At 22.0% G+C, this 17,649-nt stretch carries 13 protein-coding genes and 1 pseudogene; 4 read left to right on the forward strand and 10 right to left on the reverse strand.

What is annotated here, in order from left to right:
• A pseudogene (locus T523_RS09245) lies at positions 1-323 on the forward strand (hypothetical protein); the annotation flags it as partial.
• 13 nt (positions 324-336) lie between these two features.
• On the opposite strand, the gene T523_RS02585 reads toward T523_RS09245, so the two are convergent.
• The 3 genes from T523_RS02585 to T523_RS02595 form a co-directional block, all read right to left on the reverse strand.
• Complete coding sequence (locus T523_RS02585; RefSeq protein ID WP_042707364.1) at positions 337-540, reverse strand: hypothetical protein; 204 nt, start codon at positions 538-540, stop codon at positions 337-339.
• Positions 541-854: 314 nt separating this feature from the next.
• Positions 855-2,105 carry a HEPN domain-containing protein gene (locus T523_RS02590; RefSeq protein WP_156929584.1) on the reverse strand — a complete coding sequence of 417 codons (1,251 nt, stop codon included), beginning with the start codon at positions 2,103-2,105 and terminating at the stop codon, positions 855-857.
• Between the two features lie 296 nt (positions 2,106-2,401).
• Positions 2,402-3,367 carry a hypothetical protein gene (locus T523_RS02595; RefSeq protein WP_042707366.1) on the reverse strand — a complete coding sequence of 322 codons (966 nt, stop codon included), beginning with the start codon at positions 3,365-3,367 and terminating at the stop codon, positions 2,402-2,404.
• A 640-nt stretch (positions 3,368-4,007) separates the two neighbouring features.
• Between T523_RS02595 and T523_RS09130 the strand changes: the two genes are divergently transcribed.
• Positions 4,008-5,258 carry a restriction endonuclease subunit S gene (locus tag T523_RS09130; protein ID WP_198016019.1) on the forward strand — a complete coding sequence of 417 codons (1,251 nt, stop codon included), beginning with the start codon at positions 4,008-4,010 and terminating at the stop codon, positions 5,256-5,258.
• Position 5,259: 1 nt separating this feature from the next.
• Positions 5,260-6,246, forward strand: coding sequence for a site-specific tyrosine recombinase/integron integrase (gene xerA / locus T523_RS02605; protein WP_042707367.1), 987 nt, complete (start codon positions 5,260-5,262; stop codon positions 6,244-6,246).
• A 94-nt stretch (positions 6,247-6,340) separates the two neighbouring features.
• Here xerA and T523_RS02610 read toward each other — a convergent pair whose 3' ends face one another.
• Genes T523_RS02610 through T523_RS02620 form a run of 3 tightly spaced genes read right to left on the reverse strand, consistent with a single transcriptional unit; the run spans position 6,341 to position 12,157 of the window.
• On the reverse strand, positions 6,341-7,573 hold the full coding sequence (locus T523_RS02610; RefSeq protein ID WP_052334615.1) for a restriction endonuclease subunit S: 1,233 nt from the start codon (positions 7,571-7,573) through the stop codon (positions 6,341-6,343).
• A gap of 35 nt (positions 7,574-7,608) precedes the next feature.
• Entirely contained in the window at positions 7,609-9,111 is a 1,503-nt protein-coding gene (locus T523_RS02615; protein WP_042707368.1) for a class I SAM-dependent DNA methyltransferase, read from the reverse strand.
• Positions 9,112-9,130: 19 nt separating this feature from the next.
• Positions 9,131-12,157 (reverse strand): type I restriction endonuclease subunit R, encoded by a 3,027-nt coding sequence (locus T523_RS02620; protein ID WP_042707369.1) that lies wholly within the window; start codon positions 12,155-12,157, stop codon positions 9,131-9,133.
• Between the two features lie 681 nt (positions 12,158-12,838).
• Here T523_RS02620 and T523_RS02625 point away from each other — a divergent pair.
• Positions 12,839-13,690, forward strand: a complete 852-nt coding sequence (locus T523_RS02625) for a pyridoxamine kinase (protein WP_042707370.1) — start codon at positions 12,839-12,841, stop codon at positions 13,688-13,690.
• A 483-nt stretch (positions 13,691-14,173) separates the two neighbouring features.
• Here the strand turns inward: T523_RS02625 and T523_RS02630 are convergent, their stop codons facing one another.
• The 4 genes from T523_RS02630 to T523_RS02645 form a co-directional block, all read right to left on the reverse strand.
• On the reverse strand, positions 14,174-14,488 hold the full coding sequence (locus T523_RS02630) for an AzlD domain-containing protein (RefSeq protein ID WP_042707371.1): 315 nt from the start codon (positions 14,486-14,488) through the stop codon (positions 14,174-14,176).
• 262 nt (positions 14,489-14,750) lie between these two features.
• Complete coding sequence (locus T523_RS02635) at positions 14,751-15,479, reverse strand: AzlC family ABC transporter permease (RefSeq protein ID WP_332248286.1); 729 nt, start codon at positions 15,477-15,479, stop codon at positions 14,751-14,753.
• 586 nt (positions 15,480-16,065) lie between these two features.
• Positions 16,066-16,422, reverse strand: coding sequence for a DUF1304 domain-containing protein (locus T523_RS02640; protein ID WP_042707372.1), 357 nt, complete (start codon positions 16,420-16,422; stop codon positions 16,066-16,068).
• Between the two features lie 316 nt (positions 16,423-16,738).
• Positions 16,739-17,383, reverse strand: coding sequence for a hypothetical protein (locus T523_RS02645; protein WP_042707373.1), 645 nt, complete (start codon positions 17,381-17,383; stop codon positions 16,739-16,741).
• Positions 17,384-17,649: the final 266 nt, after the last annotated feature.

Consider the following 17,649-nt stretch of genomic DNA (forward strand, 5'->3'; position numbering starts at 1 on the left):
TAAAACACCTTGATGATGTTTTAAGCTACTCCTTAAACATATTTAAAAATAAAAAGCAATTAAATAAAAATAAAAGACTATTTAAACGATTAAAAAAAGAATTAATCAGTAAACTCATGAATTGGAAACATTACAAACCAATAAGAGGTAAAATCGAAGACTATTTCAAAGTACTTAAAAATTCATTAGAAATGAGAAAAATACACAAATTTACACCAAAATCAGTAGAAAAAACCTTATATTTATATGTATTATTAGGAACACTACTTGTACAAAACTCAGATACATCAAAAACAGGCCTACAAAAGCTCTCACAAATGTGAAAAATTCAGGCCCCTAAATACTTTTATTTTCATATATTGATTTTGTTTCTATTGCATTATTTGTTATATTATCAGTAGTTGTTGTTTGCATAAGATTGTTTGTGTCTGTATTATTTGTGACATCTGTTGCACTTATTAAACTAGCTGATAAAACAATGAAGAATATTAAAAAAAGTAGTAATAATGCATATTTATTTACATTATGCTTTTTATTCATATTTTCATCTTTTATCTATTTTTTTATAGAATTGAATTTAATCAATTCTACAATTAATAAATTATAAATAAAAGTATAAATAGTTTTGTTTAGTTTTATATTAATTAAATTATTCATATTTTTATGAATAAAAAGAAATTAAAAGAAATAATTTAATTTAAATAAATATTTAAGGTTTTTAAAAAAATTAAAGATTAAAAAATAATTTAAGATAAATAAATCAAAATGAAAAATTTAAATATTAATTTGTATTTAATTCAAATATTCTTTCAATAAAGTTAATAGAAAATACTTTAAAATTATTAAAATTGATTTTATTCTAATCTATTTTGGAGATATCTAATTTTATGATAATATAAAATATATATTTCAATTAAGCGATATAATGAATCTTGTGTAATTTTACTTAATATTTCTAATTCTTCTTTATTTACAAAAGAAAACCCATTATGAACTATCCCTGATCTAATTCTATAAAAATATTTAACATGTTTTTTTATTTTTTCTTTTTTTATTGGATTGATTATTAAATTAGATACATTATTTGAAATATCATTTGTAATATTATCTTCATTAAATACAAATACAGATTCTAAAGAAATTATTAAATATAATAATTTTTTTTGATATTCAGATAATTTTAAATTATATATTTTTGTTTTGTTTTCTTTTTCTTCATTATCATTCAAATTTAATATTTTAATTGATTTAGACTCACCAAACCAAAATATCGCAGTTAATAATTTATTTTCAAAATCAGAATTTTCATTCTCAAAATTTTCAGTTAATAATAACTTTGAAATTTCATTAAATAAACCAAAATATTCATCTTTAAAATTTTTTTTACTAATTTTAATTGGAGATAAATCATACCCATATTCTTTTTCAGATGTTATTCCAATATATTTCTTAGATTTCGTTTGTAAAAATGCTTTTCTTAAACAAATTTCATTATATGTATTTCCTACTAAATTAAAATTACATAACTCTTCATCTAAAAATAATTTAATAATATTTATTGCAAGTTTAATTTTAATTTCACCTTTAAAAAATGCAGATTTTTCAGTTGCATAAATTGTTGTTTTAGCAAAAAATTTTCCCAACTTATAAAATTCATCTAATTCATTTTCTATTTTCGATATTTTCGGTCCTTCAAAAAAATATACATTACCTACATAAAAATTTTTTTTAAAATTTAAATTTTCAATAGGAAAAATAATCTCAAAATCTTTATATTTATCTTTGATAATATAATTAATTTCATTCTCTAATTTTCTTAATATTTCATTAGAAACCCCATTAATATCATCCCTTTCATTTATATTAATTAAATAATCATCTAAATATTTAATAATATACATTTTTATAATATTTTTATCAAATTTTGTTATCTTTTGAATATATTCAACCATTTTATTAAAATTATCGTCAATTGTATTATTATTCAAAAATATATTTAAATTTGAATTATAATCATTTTTAATTTTATTCTTATTAAGCTTAATAAATTTTAATGTTTTAACCATGCTTTTATTAAACGTATTGTCTAATCTAATTTTAATCATATTATACGATTTAGTATTAATTATAAAAAAATATTTACCTTAAATAAATTATTAACTTAATAACTTATTTATTAAAAGAAAGTGGTCTGCTAAAACCCTATTTTTTATAAAATTTAAATGGCATTTAATACTTCAAAATCAAATTGAAGAAAGTTTATTTTAAAAATTATGAGAATTTAAACAAAGTCAAAAAGATATTAAATAAATCATTATAATCCAAAACTTTATAAAAATTGTAAATATAATATTTAAATATGAAAATAACTCAAGAAAATTAGTTCAAACATGAAATAAAATCATGAATGATAAAAATTACCAAAATCATTATAATTATTTTCATCTAAAGGTTTTGAAATTCGAATATTTCTATGAAACTTACTACCAATAACATCATTACCAAAAAGATTTTTTTGAACATATTTTTCACCATCCGGAAAAATAGCAACATTCTCTTTACCTACATAATTATAATGACTATTAGGATTTGAAGGATTCTTCCACAATCTTTTAAATAAGGGATAAAATTCATTAGCAAGTATTTTTTTATTTTCAACATCTGATTTTTTAAACAAAATTTGATTAGAACAGCCTAAAATTAAATCTATTAATTGAATCAAATTAGCATTCCCTTTTAAATTTTCATCTTTATAATCATTATGGTTAGAACTAATGAAATTAATTTCATCATTTTCAAAATTAATATTTCTTGAAGGTTCGTTCAAGCAAGAAATAGAATGCCATGAAAAATAATTGTGATTCTCTTTTTCAGAAGAATTATCATGCCATACACCTTTAACATTTACATTATTATTAAAAAAAGTTTTAAAAGCATAATCTAAATTTGTACGATAAAATCTATTATAAATATTAGTTAAATCACCTGTTTTAATACCGAAATTTTTATAATCCAATTTATTTAAATCCAGATAAAGAATATTAAAATAAATAAGTTGTTCTTCAGAATCATTATTCTTATTCCAATTCACAATAAAATCAATCCAATTTTTATATATTTCTAATTTTTTATCAGAAAAACTTTTATCAATATCTTTAAAATGAATTTCACAATTATTAAATTTATGATAACCACAATTAAAGTTACAATATTTTTCATCCCAATTCCACTCACTATTACCCAAACATCTTAAATCCATCAAATTTTTAATTAAATTTTTTTTAAAAGATATTGGAATAAATAAACAACCTAAACCTAAATATTCATCTTTAAAAATTGTTTCATCAGAAAAAATTTCAATATCCAAATTATCACCAAATTAATAAATAAAATAAAATAAACATGATTAAAAGTTAAAATTGTAAAATTACTAATATATAAACCATATTTAATTAAATAGTAAATAAATAAAAAAATAATGAATAGTTATCACAATATAGTTACCTACAAATTCATTAAATATTACACTTTTATCATAATTTTATTATTCCAATACTCAAAATGTTTTGCTCCTTTCTATTATTATCTCTCATTGCCTAAAAATAAAAAAAACTTCAAAATCCATTTTATCAAAATTAAAGAAACAAATTTTAATCTTAAATCAATATAATATAATTTTTTTTAATTAATATAACAGGAATAATAAATAACTTAGAACCTTCTTTAAATTATCTTGAAGTTCTTCATGAACAAAGCTCATACATTCATTATAAAATTTTAGAACTTTAAACTATTCACCTAAATTAAAAAGTATTTTAACATTAATATATCTGTAATAAATAATTAATAAATGTTTATATATAAATTAAAATAATTCAAATAAATGATTATGAAAACAATATAAAATAAGAATAAAATATTAAAAAATAAATAACAAAAAACAGATTTATTAAAATTATATATTTAATTTAAATGTGTTAATCTGTAGATGGTGTAGACTGTAAAATTTGAGTTTAGAATTTAATTATTATTCTCTTGGTGATTTAGTCAAAATTAAATATGGAAGAAATCAAAAGAAAGTTCAGGATGATGAAAATGGAAAATATCCTATTTATGGTACTGGAGGGTTAATGGGATATTCAATTGATTATCTCTATGATAAACCTTCGGTTTTAATTGGTAGGAAAGGATCAATTGAAAAAGTAAGATATATTGAAGAACCTTTCTGGACAGTAGATACACTATTTTATACTGAAGTTAATGATGAAATTGTTATTCCAAAATTTCTTTATTATGTTATGTCTTTAATAGATTTAAGTAGATATAATGAAGGAACATCAATTCCTAGTTTGAGAACCAAAACATTAAATCGTTTAGATTTGGCAATCCCAAATTTAGACTATCAAAAAAGAGTTTTAACAATTTTATCTAATATAGATAAAAAAATTTCAATTAATGAAAAGATAAATAGTAATTTAGATAATATTTTAAACTCAATTTTTAGAGAAAATTTTATTACTAAATTTTCGTATAATTCTAATTTAATTGTTAAAAAAATAGGTGAATTACCTTTAATTATAACAGACTATGTAGCTAATGGTAGTTTTGCATCTTTGAAAGAAAATGTTTCTATTTTAGATGAAGAAAATTATGCTTATTTTATTAGAAATATTGATTTAAAAGCCAATAATTTTGAAAAATATGTGAATAAGCATTCTTATGAATTTCTTAAAAAATCTAAATTATTTGGTAATGAAATAATTATTTCTAATGTTGGAGATGTGGGTTCTGTTTTTTTATGTCCATTTTTAGATAAACCTATGACATTAGGTAATAATATGATTTTAGTAAAAACTGAAGATAATTATCCTAATCTTAATTTTTACTTATATTTATTGTTTAAATCTGATTTTGGACAATATTTAATTAATACAATTACTGGTGGATCTGTTCAATTAAAATTTAATAAAACAGAATTTAAATCATTAGAATTATTTATTCCTAAAAGTCATGATTTAAATGAGTTTAATAAATTAGTATATCCTTTTTTTAATTATAAAAAACAAATATCTGAGGAAATATCTAATTTAATTGTTTTAAGAGACACATTACTTCCTAAATTAATGTCTGGTGAAATTGATGTTTCAAAGATAAATTGTGATTTAAATATTGATATTATATATGAAAAATTAAAATCAATAATAATTATAATTAAAAATTTCATATTAAATTTCCTAAAATATCTTTGGAGATTATAATATGAAAACTAAATTAATTTCAAAAATACAAAATCAAATGAAACCCTTTTTAAATCAAGGCCAATATATAAAATTAACAAATTCTCTTTTAAATTCATTAAAAGATATTGAAATAATAGACAATAATAATGAATCATGTGAATTAGATAATTTTAAATTGTTAAAATTATTTTTAACTGCTAAACAAGTAGAAGGACGTTCTTATAAAACAATTAAATATTATAAATCTACATTAGAAAAAATGTTAATAACTATCAAAAAACAAGTTTATAATATTAATACAGAAGATATACGAAAATATTTATTCAATCATAAAGAAACAAAAAATTCATCTAAAATAACAATTGATAATATTAGAAGAATATTCTCAAGTTTCTTTTCATGGCTCGAAGATGAAGATTACATATTAAAAAATCCAGTAAAAAGAATACATAAAGTAAAAACTGGAAGAGTAGTTAAAGAAGTATTAACTGATGAAAATTTAGAAACTTTAAGGGATAATTGTGAAGAAAAAAGAGATCTTGCAATAGTTGAAATATTAATTTCAACAGGAATAAGAGTAGGTGAATTAGTAAAGTTAAATATTGAAGATATAAATTTTTATGAAAGAGAATGCATAGTTTTTGGTAAAGGTGAAAGTGAAAGAGTAGTCTATTTTGATGCAAGAACAAAAATACATTTAATAGAATATTTACAATCTAGAACTGATGAAAACCCTGCATTATTTGTATCTCTAAATAATCCACACAAAAGATTAGGAATAAGTGGAGTAGAAACAAGACTACGAAAATTAGGAAAAAAATGCAAAATACCAAAAGTACATCCACATAAATTTAGACGAACTTTAGCAACAAATGCAATTGATAAAGGAATGCCTATAGAACAAGTACAAAAACTATTAGGCCATGTACAAATAGATACAACAATGCAATATGCCATGGTAAATCAAAATAATGTAAAAATAGCTCATAGAAAATTTATAGGTTAATATCTTTAAATTATTAATAAAATTAAAAATTAATCTTTATAGATAAAAATATAACAATTGTTATTAAAATTGTTAAAAAAATAAAAAAGAAAAATTAATTTAAATCACAATTTATCTTTGAAACATCAATTTCACCAGACATTAATTTAGGAAGTAATGTGTCTCTTAATTTGGTTAATTTCTGGATTTCCAAATTATTTAAGTAAATTTTCTTAAAAATTGGTTTTGCAATAATATTAAACTTATCAACTGTTTTTAAATCAGGTAAAACAAAATTAATCATTTTAATATCTTTGTTATTAACTGCTTGCATTGTTGTACCTGTACAAAAATTATTTTTCATTGTATCAAAACCATTTGTTAATAAAAAACTCCAAAGATAATAAAAATACTCTTCAGAGCATTTTAAACCACAAAACCCTGTAGAAAATATATAATTATTTAATATGTTCTCACAATAATCATCAACCATAATTAATTTTCTTGAATCAATCATTTTAGCAAACCAAATGCTTTTCTCAATAGGTTGCATATTTGCTCTGCTAGGCTTATTTTTTAATGTAATTAATGTTTTATTGTTTATTATGGAAGAATTATCCACATCTGCAGTAGCTATATAAACTTTATAACCCTCAAAATCAACAATTCCAGAACCAATGATAGAACTAGACTTTCCACTACCTAAATAATCTACAGACCAACCTTTAGGAATTAAACCTAATTTACTCTCTTCAAATTCATCACATAAACTAAATTTCACAAACCAATCATTAAATATTTTAAGAATTTGCTCTTCTAAATTACTATTTATCTTTTTATTTAATGAAATTTTTTCATCAAAAGAAGATAATAATTTACCAATTTTCTCTTGAATATTTTTAGGTGGAATTTTAACAAAAATATTATCAAATGTATTAATAGTTATAGTATCAAAAACAGAACCATGAGTATTATTTTTCAGTATATTTAAATTATATTTTAATAAATAATAAATAAAATCATTATCAACAAAATTTAAAGGTCTAAGTCCATAACATGATTGATTAAAAGCCATATTAGATGAAAGCATAGCAATTTCTCCAACAGTACCTCTAGCAGAAATTATTATATCTCCAGTTTTTAACAATTTTGTAGAACTATTATCAAGCCCTAATTTTGTAATTGTTTTTTCTGTGCTTGTTATATGTTTTAAATTATTATTAAAATCTTTAATAGAAATCCATGGAATATTGCCATCCCAATATTCATTTTTAGATGTTTTTGGAGTTCCACCTCCTATGATTTCTACAAGTTCACTAAAAGGTTTAATTTCCCATCCTAAACTCAAATTTATCACACCTTAAATAAAAAAATAATTAAATTTTAAAACTCAAATCCAATATCTTTTAAATTTTGTCTTATTTTAGATTCAAGTTCATTAGATTCTTTAAATAATTCTCCAAGTTCAGTAGTTAAAGTTTTCATTTTTTCTTCAAATGGAATTCCATCATCTTCTTCAGGTTTAAAACCAACATATCTGCCAGGAGTTAAAATAAAATCTTGTTTTTTAATTTCTTCTAAATCACTAACTTTACAGAATCCTTTTTCATCTTCAAGAGTACCATCAATAAATTTATTATATGTATCAGCAATAAGATTAATATCATCATCAGTTAATTCTCTTAGTTTACGTGAAACCATAGTTCCCATTTCACGTGCATCAATAAATAAAGTTTTACCTACTTGATTTTTATTTCTATTTAAAAACCAAAGACAAACTGATATACCTGTTGTGTAAAATAATTTATCTGGAAGAGCTACAATACATTCAACTAAATCATCTTCAATAATAGCTTGTCTTATTTTATCTTCACCACTTGTTGTTGAAGATAATGAACCATTAGCAAGAACAAGACCTATTTTTCCTTTTGGTGATAAATGATATATCATATGTTGCATCCATGCAAAGTTTGCATTTCCTTTTGGTGGTATACCATATTTCCATCTTACGTCATCTTTAATTTTTTCTTGACCCCATTTTTTAAGATTAAAAGGAGGATTAGCAAGTACATAATCTGCTTTAAGTGTTGGATGTAAATCATTTAAAAAAGTATCTGCTTGATGTTCACCAAGATCTGCTTCTATTCCACGAATAGCTAAATTCATTTTAGCCATTTTCCAAGTAGTTGGATTAGATTCTTGACCATAAACACTAATATTTTTTATATTACCTTGATGATTTTCAATAAATTTTTTAGATTGAACAAACATACCACCAGAACCACAACATGGATCATAAACTCTTCCATTAAATGGTTTAATCACAGATACTAAAGTTTTTACAACACATGCCGGAGTATAAAATTCTCCTGCTTTTTTACCTTCAGTTTCAGCAAACATTCCAAGACAATATTCATATGTACGTCCTAAAATGTCCTTTTTATCACCATAATCTGCCATCTCTACATTAGTAAATAAATCAATAACTGCACCTAATTTACTTTTATCAATTTCAGGTTTAGAAAATGTTTTAGGTAAAATTCCTTTAAGCTCATCATTTTCTTTTTCTATTTCCCTCATTGCATTATCAATAGTTATACCATTTTCTTCAGTGTGTGCTTTTTCAGATATTAACTTCCAACGAGCTTCAGGAGGAACATAAAATATCCCTTCTGCTGTATACTCATCCCTATCTTCTTCAAAACCTTCACCTTCTTCAACAAGTTCATTATATCTTTCTTCAAATTTATCAGATAAATATTTTAAAAAAATTAAACCTAATACAATATGTTTATATTCTGCTGCATCCATAGAACCTCTAAGTTCTTCTGCTGCATTCCATATTTGTTTTTCAAAACCAATTTCTGAAGTATTTTTCTTTACCATTTAAATCACTATATTTTTATTATGCTGATGCATCTGCCCATAATTCACACTGTTTTAATACTTTATCCAAAGCATCTTTACTTTTTTCTGGAGGATAATTATATTTTTTAAGTAATCTTTTAACTTTTCTTCTCATATCTGCTCTTGCGGTTTCTTTTTTCTGCCAATCAATTGTACGACTCCTACGTAAACTATCAGTTAATTCTTGAGTTATTTTAATCAATTGACTATCTTCATAAAAATCATGAATATTTTCAGGTAATGTTAAAGCATGATAAAATGCTAATTCTTCATTACTTAAACCTAATTTATTACCTTCATCATGAACTTCTTTAACATCATGTGCTATTTTAAGTAATTCATCAATAACCTCTTGATTACTAATATGTCCATTAACATAATCCTTTTTAACTGCTTTCATCCTTTCTGAAAATTGTTCTGATTTTACTAAATCATTTTTTCTAAATAATCTAACTTCATCATTAAGTAATTTTTGTAATAATTTAATAGCAAATGAGGGTTCATGAATTTTTTGAAGTTTTTTTATAAATTCAGGATCAAATATAGAAACTTCATTATTAACATCAATAATATTTATTACACCTTCACTTTTAATAGAATTTTTAAGCATTTTTGAAATTGTTTGATTTATTTCAACAATTGAAATTTTCTTATCCGAAGTTAATTTAACCATTACACTTCTTACAGCTTCAAAATATGCTGCTTTTAATCTTTCTTCATCAGTTGCCACACTTCTACATAATGACAATGCTTGCTTTAATAGTAAAGCATTTTTAAGATAATCTTCTTTAATTTTTTTCTGTTTAGGATCTTCAAAGAAGTTTACACCACCAGTAATTGCTTTAGATCTTTCAAGATTCGTACCATTAAGAAAACTTTTATAGTCATATCCATGGAATAAATTATCACAAATTTCTAACTTTTCTTGAAATTTAGGATATACCTTATCCATAACATCCATATCACCATAATTTTTATTATCTCTTTCAGTATATTCACTCATAGCTTTTCTTAATTCTGAAGCTATACCAATATAATCAACTACAAGACCTCCTTCTTTCCCTTCATAAACACGATTTACTCTTGCAATTGCTTGCATTAAATTATGTCCTTTCATTGGTTTGTAAATATACATTGTTGCAAGTGATGGTACATCAAATCCAGTAAGCCACATATCTACAACAATAGCAATTTTCATAGGGTCATTATCATCTTTAAATTTTTTTTCAAGTTCTTTTCTATATTTTTTATCACCAATAATTTCTCCCCAATCTTCAGGATCTTTATTTGAATCACTCATTACTACTTTAACTTTTTTGTCCCAATTTGGTCTAAGTTCAAGTATTTTTTTATACATTTTAATTGCAATTGCTCTAGAATATGCTACAATCATAGCTTTTCCACTTAATTCAAAAGCACGATTATCTTCATAATGATGAATAATATCTTCACAAATATCATTTATAATCTCAGGAGCTCCAAGTAAACTTTCCATCCTACTTAATTCTTTTTTACTTCTTTCAATATTATAAGATTCTGCTTGACTTGCTAATTCATCATACTTATCATCTATCTCACTAAGTATTTTTTCATCTAAATTTAAATTAGCAATACGAGTTTCATAATGAATTGGAACTGTAGCACCATCTTCAACAGATTGAGTCATATCATAAATATCAATATAATTACCAAATACTTCACGTGTACTTTTATCTTTCTGAGAAATAGGTGTTCCAGTAAAACCAATATATGTTGCATTTGGAAGAGCATCCCTTACCTTACGTGCTGCACCAACAATAATTTCTCCTGTTTCAGGAATCATTTTTTCTTCTAAACCATATTGACTACGGTGTGCTTCATCAGATATCACAATCACATCATTACGTTCTGTTAATGGTTCGTCAGATTCTTCAAATTTTTGCATTGTTGAAAAGAAAATACCATTTGCTTGACGATTATTAAGTAATTCTTTTAAGTTTTCCCTACTTGATGCTTGTTTAGGAGTTTGTTTTAAAAAATCAGAACATTTAACAAATTGATTATATAATTGATCATCTAAATCATTTCTATCAGTAATAACTACAAAAGTAGGTTTTTCAAGTATTTGTTGTAATTTATTTACATAAAAAACCATAGATAAAGATTTTCCACTTCCTTGAGTATGCCAAAATACACCTGCTTTACCATCTTTTCCCATAGCTTCGATTGTAGATTTAACTGCCTTATTAACAGCAAAATATTGATGATATGCCCCCAATATTTTAATATAATTAGTAGCATCTTTTGAATATAAAGTGAAATTTTTTATAATATCTAAAAATCTATTTTTTTCAAACATCCCATTAAAAAATATATCAAAACCTGCAAATTGTGTAAATTCATAACTTCCATCAACACTTTTCCATTCCATAAATCTATCTTCTGGAGAAGTTATTGTACCTGCTTTAGTTGCAGATTGATCACTTATAACACAAAAAACATTATATTTAAAAAGTTGTTTAATAACTTTCATATATTTATGAAGTTGATTATAAGCTTCAGAAATATTAGTATCATCCCTAGAAGGAGATTTAAGTTCTATAACTACTAATGGTAAACCATTAACAAATACTACAATATCTGGTCTTTTAACTTCAGTACCTAATACTGACCATTGATTAATTACAGTAAAAATATTATTATCAACATTTTCATAATCAATTAAATTAATTAAATCACTTCTTTCTTCATTATTTTCCCAGTAATTAACTGCAACACCATTTTGCAAATAATGCATAAATTTATCATTAATTTCCTCTAAAGAGCCTAACTCCACTTCATTTATTAATTTAATAGCTTCATCAACTGCAACTTTACTTGAATTTTTATTTATTCTATATAAATTATCCAAATCAACAGAAAAAATAGGATTAGTATATTCTCTATCAATATCATATCCACAGTAATAATTATAACCTAATTCTTGAAACAATTCACGAACAGATTTTTCATAATGTTCTTCATTAAAAAGATTTTCAAATGACATTAAAATCCCCTATAAATATAACTTTTAATAATTAAATAATAAAAAAGTTAATGATAAAACTTATTAAGTCTATCTAAAATACATCCATTAACTTATCAGAAGTACTAATTTGCCATTTAATAAATTCATCTAAATTATCCCTATTATTTAAATCTACATTTAATTAAATAAAAAGAGAATCATTTTGCATCATCATTCTAACTTAATTTAAACTTTGACCAAATTCAATTTTCAAGACAATGTTTTTGATTATATAAATAATCAAATATTCTTTTAGTTAATAACCTAAATTTGAGTCCTTAATTCATTTTCAGTTAAGTTAAAAATTAAAAAAATATGAAATAAATCATTTCCAATATATCAATTATTAACCTTATATTAACATTCAATTATTAGTTTCCATAATTTTCCCTTAACATATATAAAAAGTATAAATTAATTTAAAAAAACAATTTAATATAATTATAATATATTTGAATAAATATAAAAAACTTATTAAATGTTTAAGAATAGTTTAATATTTAAAAAAATAAATAAGAAAATATTTAAAATTAATGTTCCCATCAATAAAATATTCCTAATTCTTTAAATGATATATAATAAAAAACATTTTTTCTCTTTCTTTTATAAATTATATAAAATAATCAAATATTAATAATATAATTTATTAAAAATAATATTATGTTAGATGAAACAAATAAAACAAAGAAAATTTTAACAATTCAAGATATATCTTGTTATGGACAATGCTCAATAACAGTTGCACTACCAATTATATCTGCATTTGGAATTGAAACTGCAGTTCTTCCATCTGCAGTTTTATCTACACATACATCAGGTTTTTCAGGATATACTTGTAGAGACTTAACAGAAGATCTTCCAGCTATTCGTGAACATTGGGAAAAAGAAGGAATATACTTTGATGCTATATATACTGGATATATTGGTTCAATGAAACAATTGGATTATATAAAAGAAATTATAGATTCAAGATTAAAACCTGAAGGACTTGTATTTGTTGATCCTGCTATGGCAGATAATGGTGAATTTTATCCTGCATTTAACCAAGAATTTGCTGATAAAATGGGTGAGTTATGTAAAATAGGAGATTATATTCTTCCTAACACAACTGAAGCTTGTTATTTATTACATAAACCTTGGAAGCCAAATTTTTCAAAAGAAGAAATCTTAGATATGGCAAATGAGCTTTCTGATTTTACAAAAAGATATGTTATCTTAAAAGGAGATAATCATAAAGAAAACAAATTAGGAACAATTGTTTTAGATAAAGATAATCCTTCATCTACAGAAATTGTATACAACGATAAAATAGATTATATTTCACATGGAACTGGTGACGTTTTTGCTTCAGCATTTGTAGGATCATCTATGATTGGTAAATCACCATCTAAATCAGCTGAAATTGCTGGTGAATTTACTAAAAAAGCTATTGAAGAAACTGTTGGTGATTCTAATCATAAATATGGAGTAAAATTTGAAAAAGTAATTCCACATTTATATGATTTATTATAAACTAAATAGCTAATAAAACAAACTAGTTTAAAATATACCACCAATAGATTTTAAACATTTATTAAATAACTAATAAAACAAGCTAGTTTAAAATATACCATCAATATATTTTAAACATTTATTAAATAACTAATAAAACAAGCTAGTTTAAAATATACCACCAATATATTTTAAACATTTATTAAATAACTAATAAAGCCTATTAAATTTTTTTTAAAAAATTTACTAATAATTAAAGACTTTTAAATTATTAGTAATACATACTATTTTTTTTTTTAATTTTAATTTTTATAAAAATATAAGTTCTGTTGAAACTTACTAATTTTTAGAATAAATTTTCTTAAAAATTGATTTTTAAGTATTAATACTATTTAAACTATTATAGAAAAAATAGGATTTAAATAGACTAAAATACAAATAAAATTCTTAAATTATTAGTAAACCGATTTCTTTTTAATTCAATTTTTAAATATAATTAAGTATTTAAAAGAAAGGAACTATTGAGTATACACAGATTAAAACTACAACAGTTAAAATAACAATAGCTCCAAGAGGAACTTTTTTCCATGCTAAAGAACCTGCTACAACTGCACCAATTAAACCAATATACCATAAATTAGTATCAACAGTTAATACACCAGGACATATTAAAGCAGCAAGTGCAGTATATGGAATTAAATTTAAAAACTTTTCAAATTTATAATTAAGATTTAATTTATCAACAGATACTGCTGGAATTAAACGAGGAATAAATGTTACAAGTGCACAACCTAGAATTACAAGATTTACATCAATCATATAAAAACCTACTTACAAATCACTATATTTACTTATTTTATTTTTTAAAATATTATTAAATTAATAAATTTTTGATTAAATTTAAATAAATAATATTTAAAAAGAATTTAAATTTATATAAAACTTATTTAAATTTAAAAGTTAAATTAAACTTAAATTAGATTTATATAATAGATTAAAATCTAATAAGACTTAAATTAGATTTATATAAAAATTAATAGATTAAAATCTAATAAAATTTAAATTAGATTTAAATACTAAACTAATAAGATCTTATCTCATTATTATCACTTTTCTTATTACAAGATGAACCCATAACTGTTTCATCATCAATATAATATACTCCAACTGCAGCAGCAATAATAGTAGATAATATTAAAGACCAATTAGATACAAAAGGTTTTAAAATAATATTTAAAATACCAGTAAATATAACAAGAAGTCCTAATTTCTTATCATGTTTTACTGCAGGAATTAAAATAGCTACAAACAATGCATATAAAGATATATTAAAACTATTTGTAACAATAACAGGAAGTATATTAAGTACCATAACACCAATTGCTGCACCAAGTACCCATGAAAGATATGCTATTAATGAAATTCCAATATAAATCCATATTGATGATTCTTTAATAAGTGAAAATATTGCAAAGGATTCATCAACAGTAAAATGTGCACTTAGAATATTTGTTAATAAAGAATTCTCACTTACCTTATTATATACACATAAATTCATTACAAAGTATCTTAAATTAACAACAAAATTAGTAAGAATAATTGCAATTAAAGTTGCACCTTGACCAATCATTGATACTGCAATAATTTGACCTGCACCAGCATATACAAATATTGACATTGCAACAGTTTGTAATGGACTAAGTCCTGCTTTAATAGCTAATGCAGCATAACCAATACCCATTGGGATATATCCAAATGTTATTGGAATACCTTTCTTTACACCATAAATGAATTTTTCTTTTATATTAATTTAAAACACCTTATAAAATTTATAAAACCTATAATTTTTAATAATACTTATGAAAACCTGAAATTATATTCTAATTAAATCCATAAAAACTTAAATCTAAGTATTAACTTAATATTATCTAATAAAACATGTAAAAACCTAAAATTAAATAATAATTTAAAATTTTCTAATAAAACCTATACTAACTTAAATCCAAAATCTTAATTTAAAATTTTCTAATAAAACATGTAAAAACCTAAAATCTTAACTTAAAATCTCTTAAAATTCATAAAAACATATAACGACTTTAATTTAAATCATAATTAAAATTTTCTAATAAAACCTATAAAAACTTAAATTTAAATGGAAATTTACTATTTTTTAATAAAACTTAGATTATTTAAAGTTAGATATTATTTAAAATCTATAAAAATAAATTTTAATAAAAATTTAGACTTTATATAGAAAAAGATAAAATTAAAAATTTAATAATAATTAAAATTAGATATTAATATTTAATAACTAATTTTTTATAAATATCTTGTTTAGAATTAAAAATTAGATATTAAAAATCTATTAAATAGCTAATTTTTTATAGATATACTATTTAAAATAAACATGTAATTAATGTAAGAATTGCAAGTCCACCTTGCATTAAAATAATCTTAGGATTACTTGTAAAACTACCATATAATGCAACGAGAATAATATACACCATTAAACAAATAAGTGCAATTTTACTTGAAAATACAAATACAGAAATTAAGATTAAAATTGCAAGTAGACCATTATACACTCCTTGATTTTTAAAAAGTGTATTAACAGAATCTCTTTCTAATTCAGTTTTATCCATACCAAAGACTTTAGAAGTTCTGTCTGAAGAAGTTGCAAAAGTCTCTAAATACATTATAAATAAAAATTCAATAGCTACAAGTATAGCTAATATTTCAGTTAATAAAAACATAATATTACCTTTTTAATTTTTTACTTAACATATAATATAAAATATTAATTTAAATACTAATCATTGGATATATAATAAGAAAATATAATGTTAATAGATAATAATTAACTAATGAATAAAAAATATTTAATTAAAATATAAAACAATAAATATAGTTAATAAACATTAATTAAGACAAGAACTAATATAAATAAACTTTATTACTAATTAAAAAATAAAATAAAATTCAAATAACTATTTAATATAAAACAATGAATAATAATCATTAACATTATAATAAACAGTATACTTGAATTAAATGTTTAATATTTAAATTTTATGAATCAGAAACTCCATCATACTTATCCATCTCAGAAGTAGATTTAAATTTACTATGTGGTGTGTCTGCTATTAACTTACTATCAGGTAATGTTTTACCAGTACTTAAATCAATTAATTGACCACCAAAATTAACATCTGCTTGAGTAGAATACATTGGTGAAGTACTTGACATTTTTTTAACTCCTTTAATAAATAATTCAACAGTTATTTTTTTATTATTATTATCATAACCATAATCTTTATTTAAATTTGTAACATATGAATCAACATATACAAATTGAGTATCATTAGAAAGAGTATAATCTGCTTTACCGTTTTCTATTTGAATAGATTGTTTAGAACCAGAACCACCATCCCAACCTAATAGTCCATAATAATCTCCAAATTGTGAAAGATTATATGTTCCATTAGGATTTGCCTTAATATTACTGTATTCATATACATTAATAGTACCATTTACATTATCATTAGAACTAATCTTAATTTGAGAACTTTGAATACTTGCAAGAGGATTAAGATTATTATTAGATGAAACTGTAGAATTACTATTAGGTTGATAAACAAACATATATCCTAAACCAAGAACAACAATTGCAATAATTATTACAATAACTAGAATAACAATATTTTTTTCTTCCATAATTTTCACCCCCTAAAAATTATGTACTTATTTATATAATTATGAATTATTAAAATTTACTATTTAAATAATAAAAAATAAAACTTTTCAATAAATAAAAAATTAATATAACTAATCCAAAAACAATAATTATTTTCATAAATAATTAATCAATGAATACACTTAAATAAACATTAATAATAAAAAATAATAATCAACAAAACACATCATAATAATAAATAGAAGTATAACATCAATAAACCATCATTAAACGAAAATAACAACTT

The sequence above is a fragment of the Methanobrevibacter wolinii SH genome (assembly GCF_000621965.1).
Classification (GTDB): domain Archaea; phylum Methanobacteriota; class Methanobacteria; order Methanobacteriales; family Methanobacteriaceae; genus Methanarmilla; species Methanarmilla wolinii.

Bases quoted from the DNA above. Each gene is read 5' to 3' on its own strand.
- T523_RS02630 (WP_042707371.1), bottom strand. From the start codon at position 14,488: ATGATTGATGTAAATCTTGTAATTCTAGGTTGTGCACTTGTAACATTT.
- T523_RS02615 (WP_042707368.1), bottom strand. From the start codon at position 9,111: ATGGTAAAGAAAAATACTTCAGAAATTGGTTTTGAAAAACAAATATGG.
- T523_RS02625 (WP_042707370.1), top strand. From the start codon at position 12,839: ATGTTAGATGAAACAAATAAAACAAAGAAAATTTTAACAATTCAAGAT.
- T523_RS02620 (WP_042707369.1), bottom strand. From the start codon at position 12,157: ATGTCATTTGAAAATCTTTTTAATGAAGAACATTATGAAAAATCTGTT.
- T523_RS02590 (WP_156929584.1), bottom strand. From the start codon at position 2,105: ATGATTAAAATTAGATTAGACAATACGTTTAATAAAAGCATGGTTAAA.
- T523_RS02585 (WP_042707364.1), bottom strand. From the start codon at position 540: ATGAATAAAAAGCATAATGTAAATAAATATGCATTATTACTACTTTTT.
- xerA (WP_042707367.1), top strand. From the start codon at position 5,260: ATGAAAACTAAATTAATTTCAAAAATACAAAATCAAATGAAACCCTTT.
- T523_RS02640 (WP_042707372.1), bottom strand. From the start codon at position 16,422: ATGTTTTTATTAACTGAAATATTAGCTATACTTGTAGCTATTGAATTT.
- T523_RS02645 (WP_042707373.1), bottom strand. From the start codon at position 17,383: ATGGAAGAAAAAAATATTGTTATTCTAGTTATTGTAATAATTATTGCA.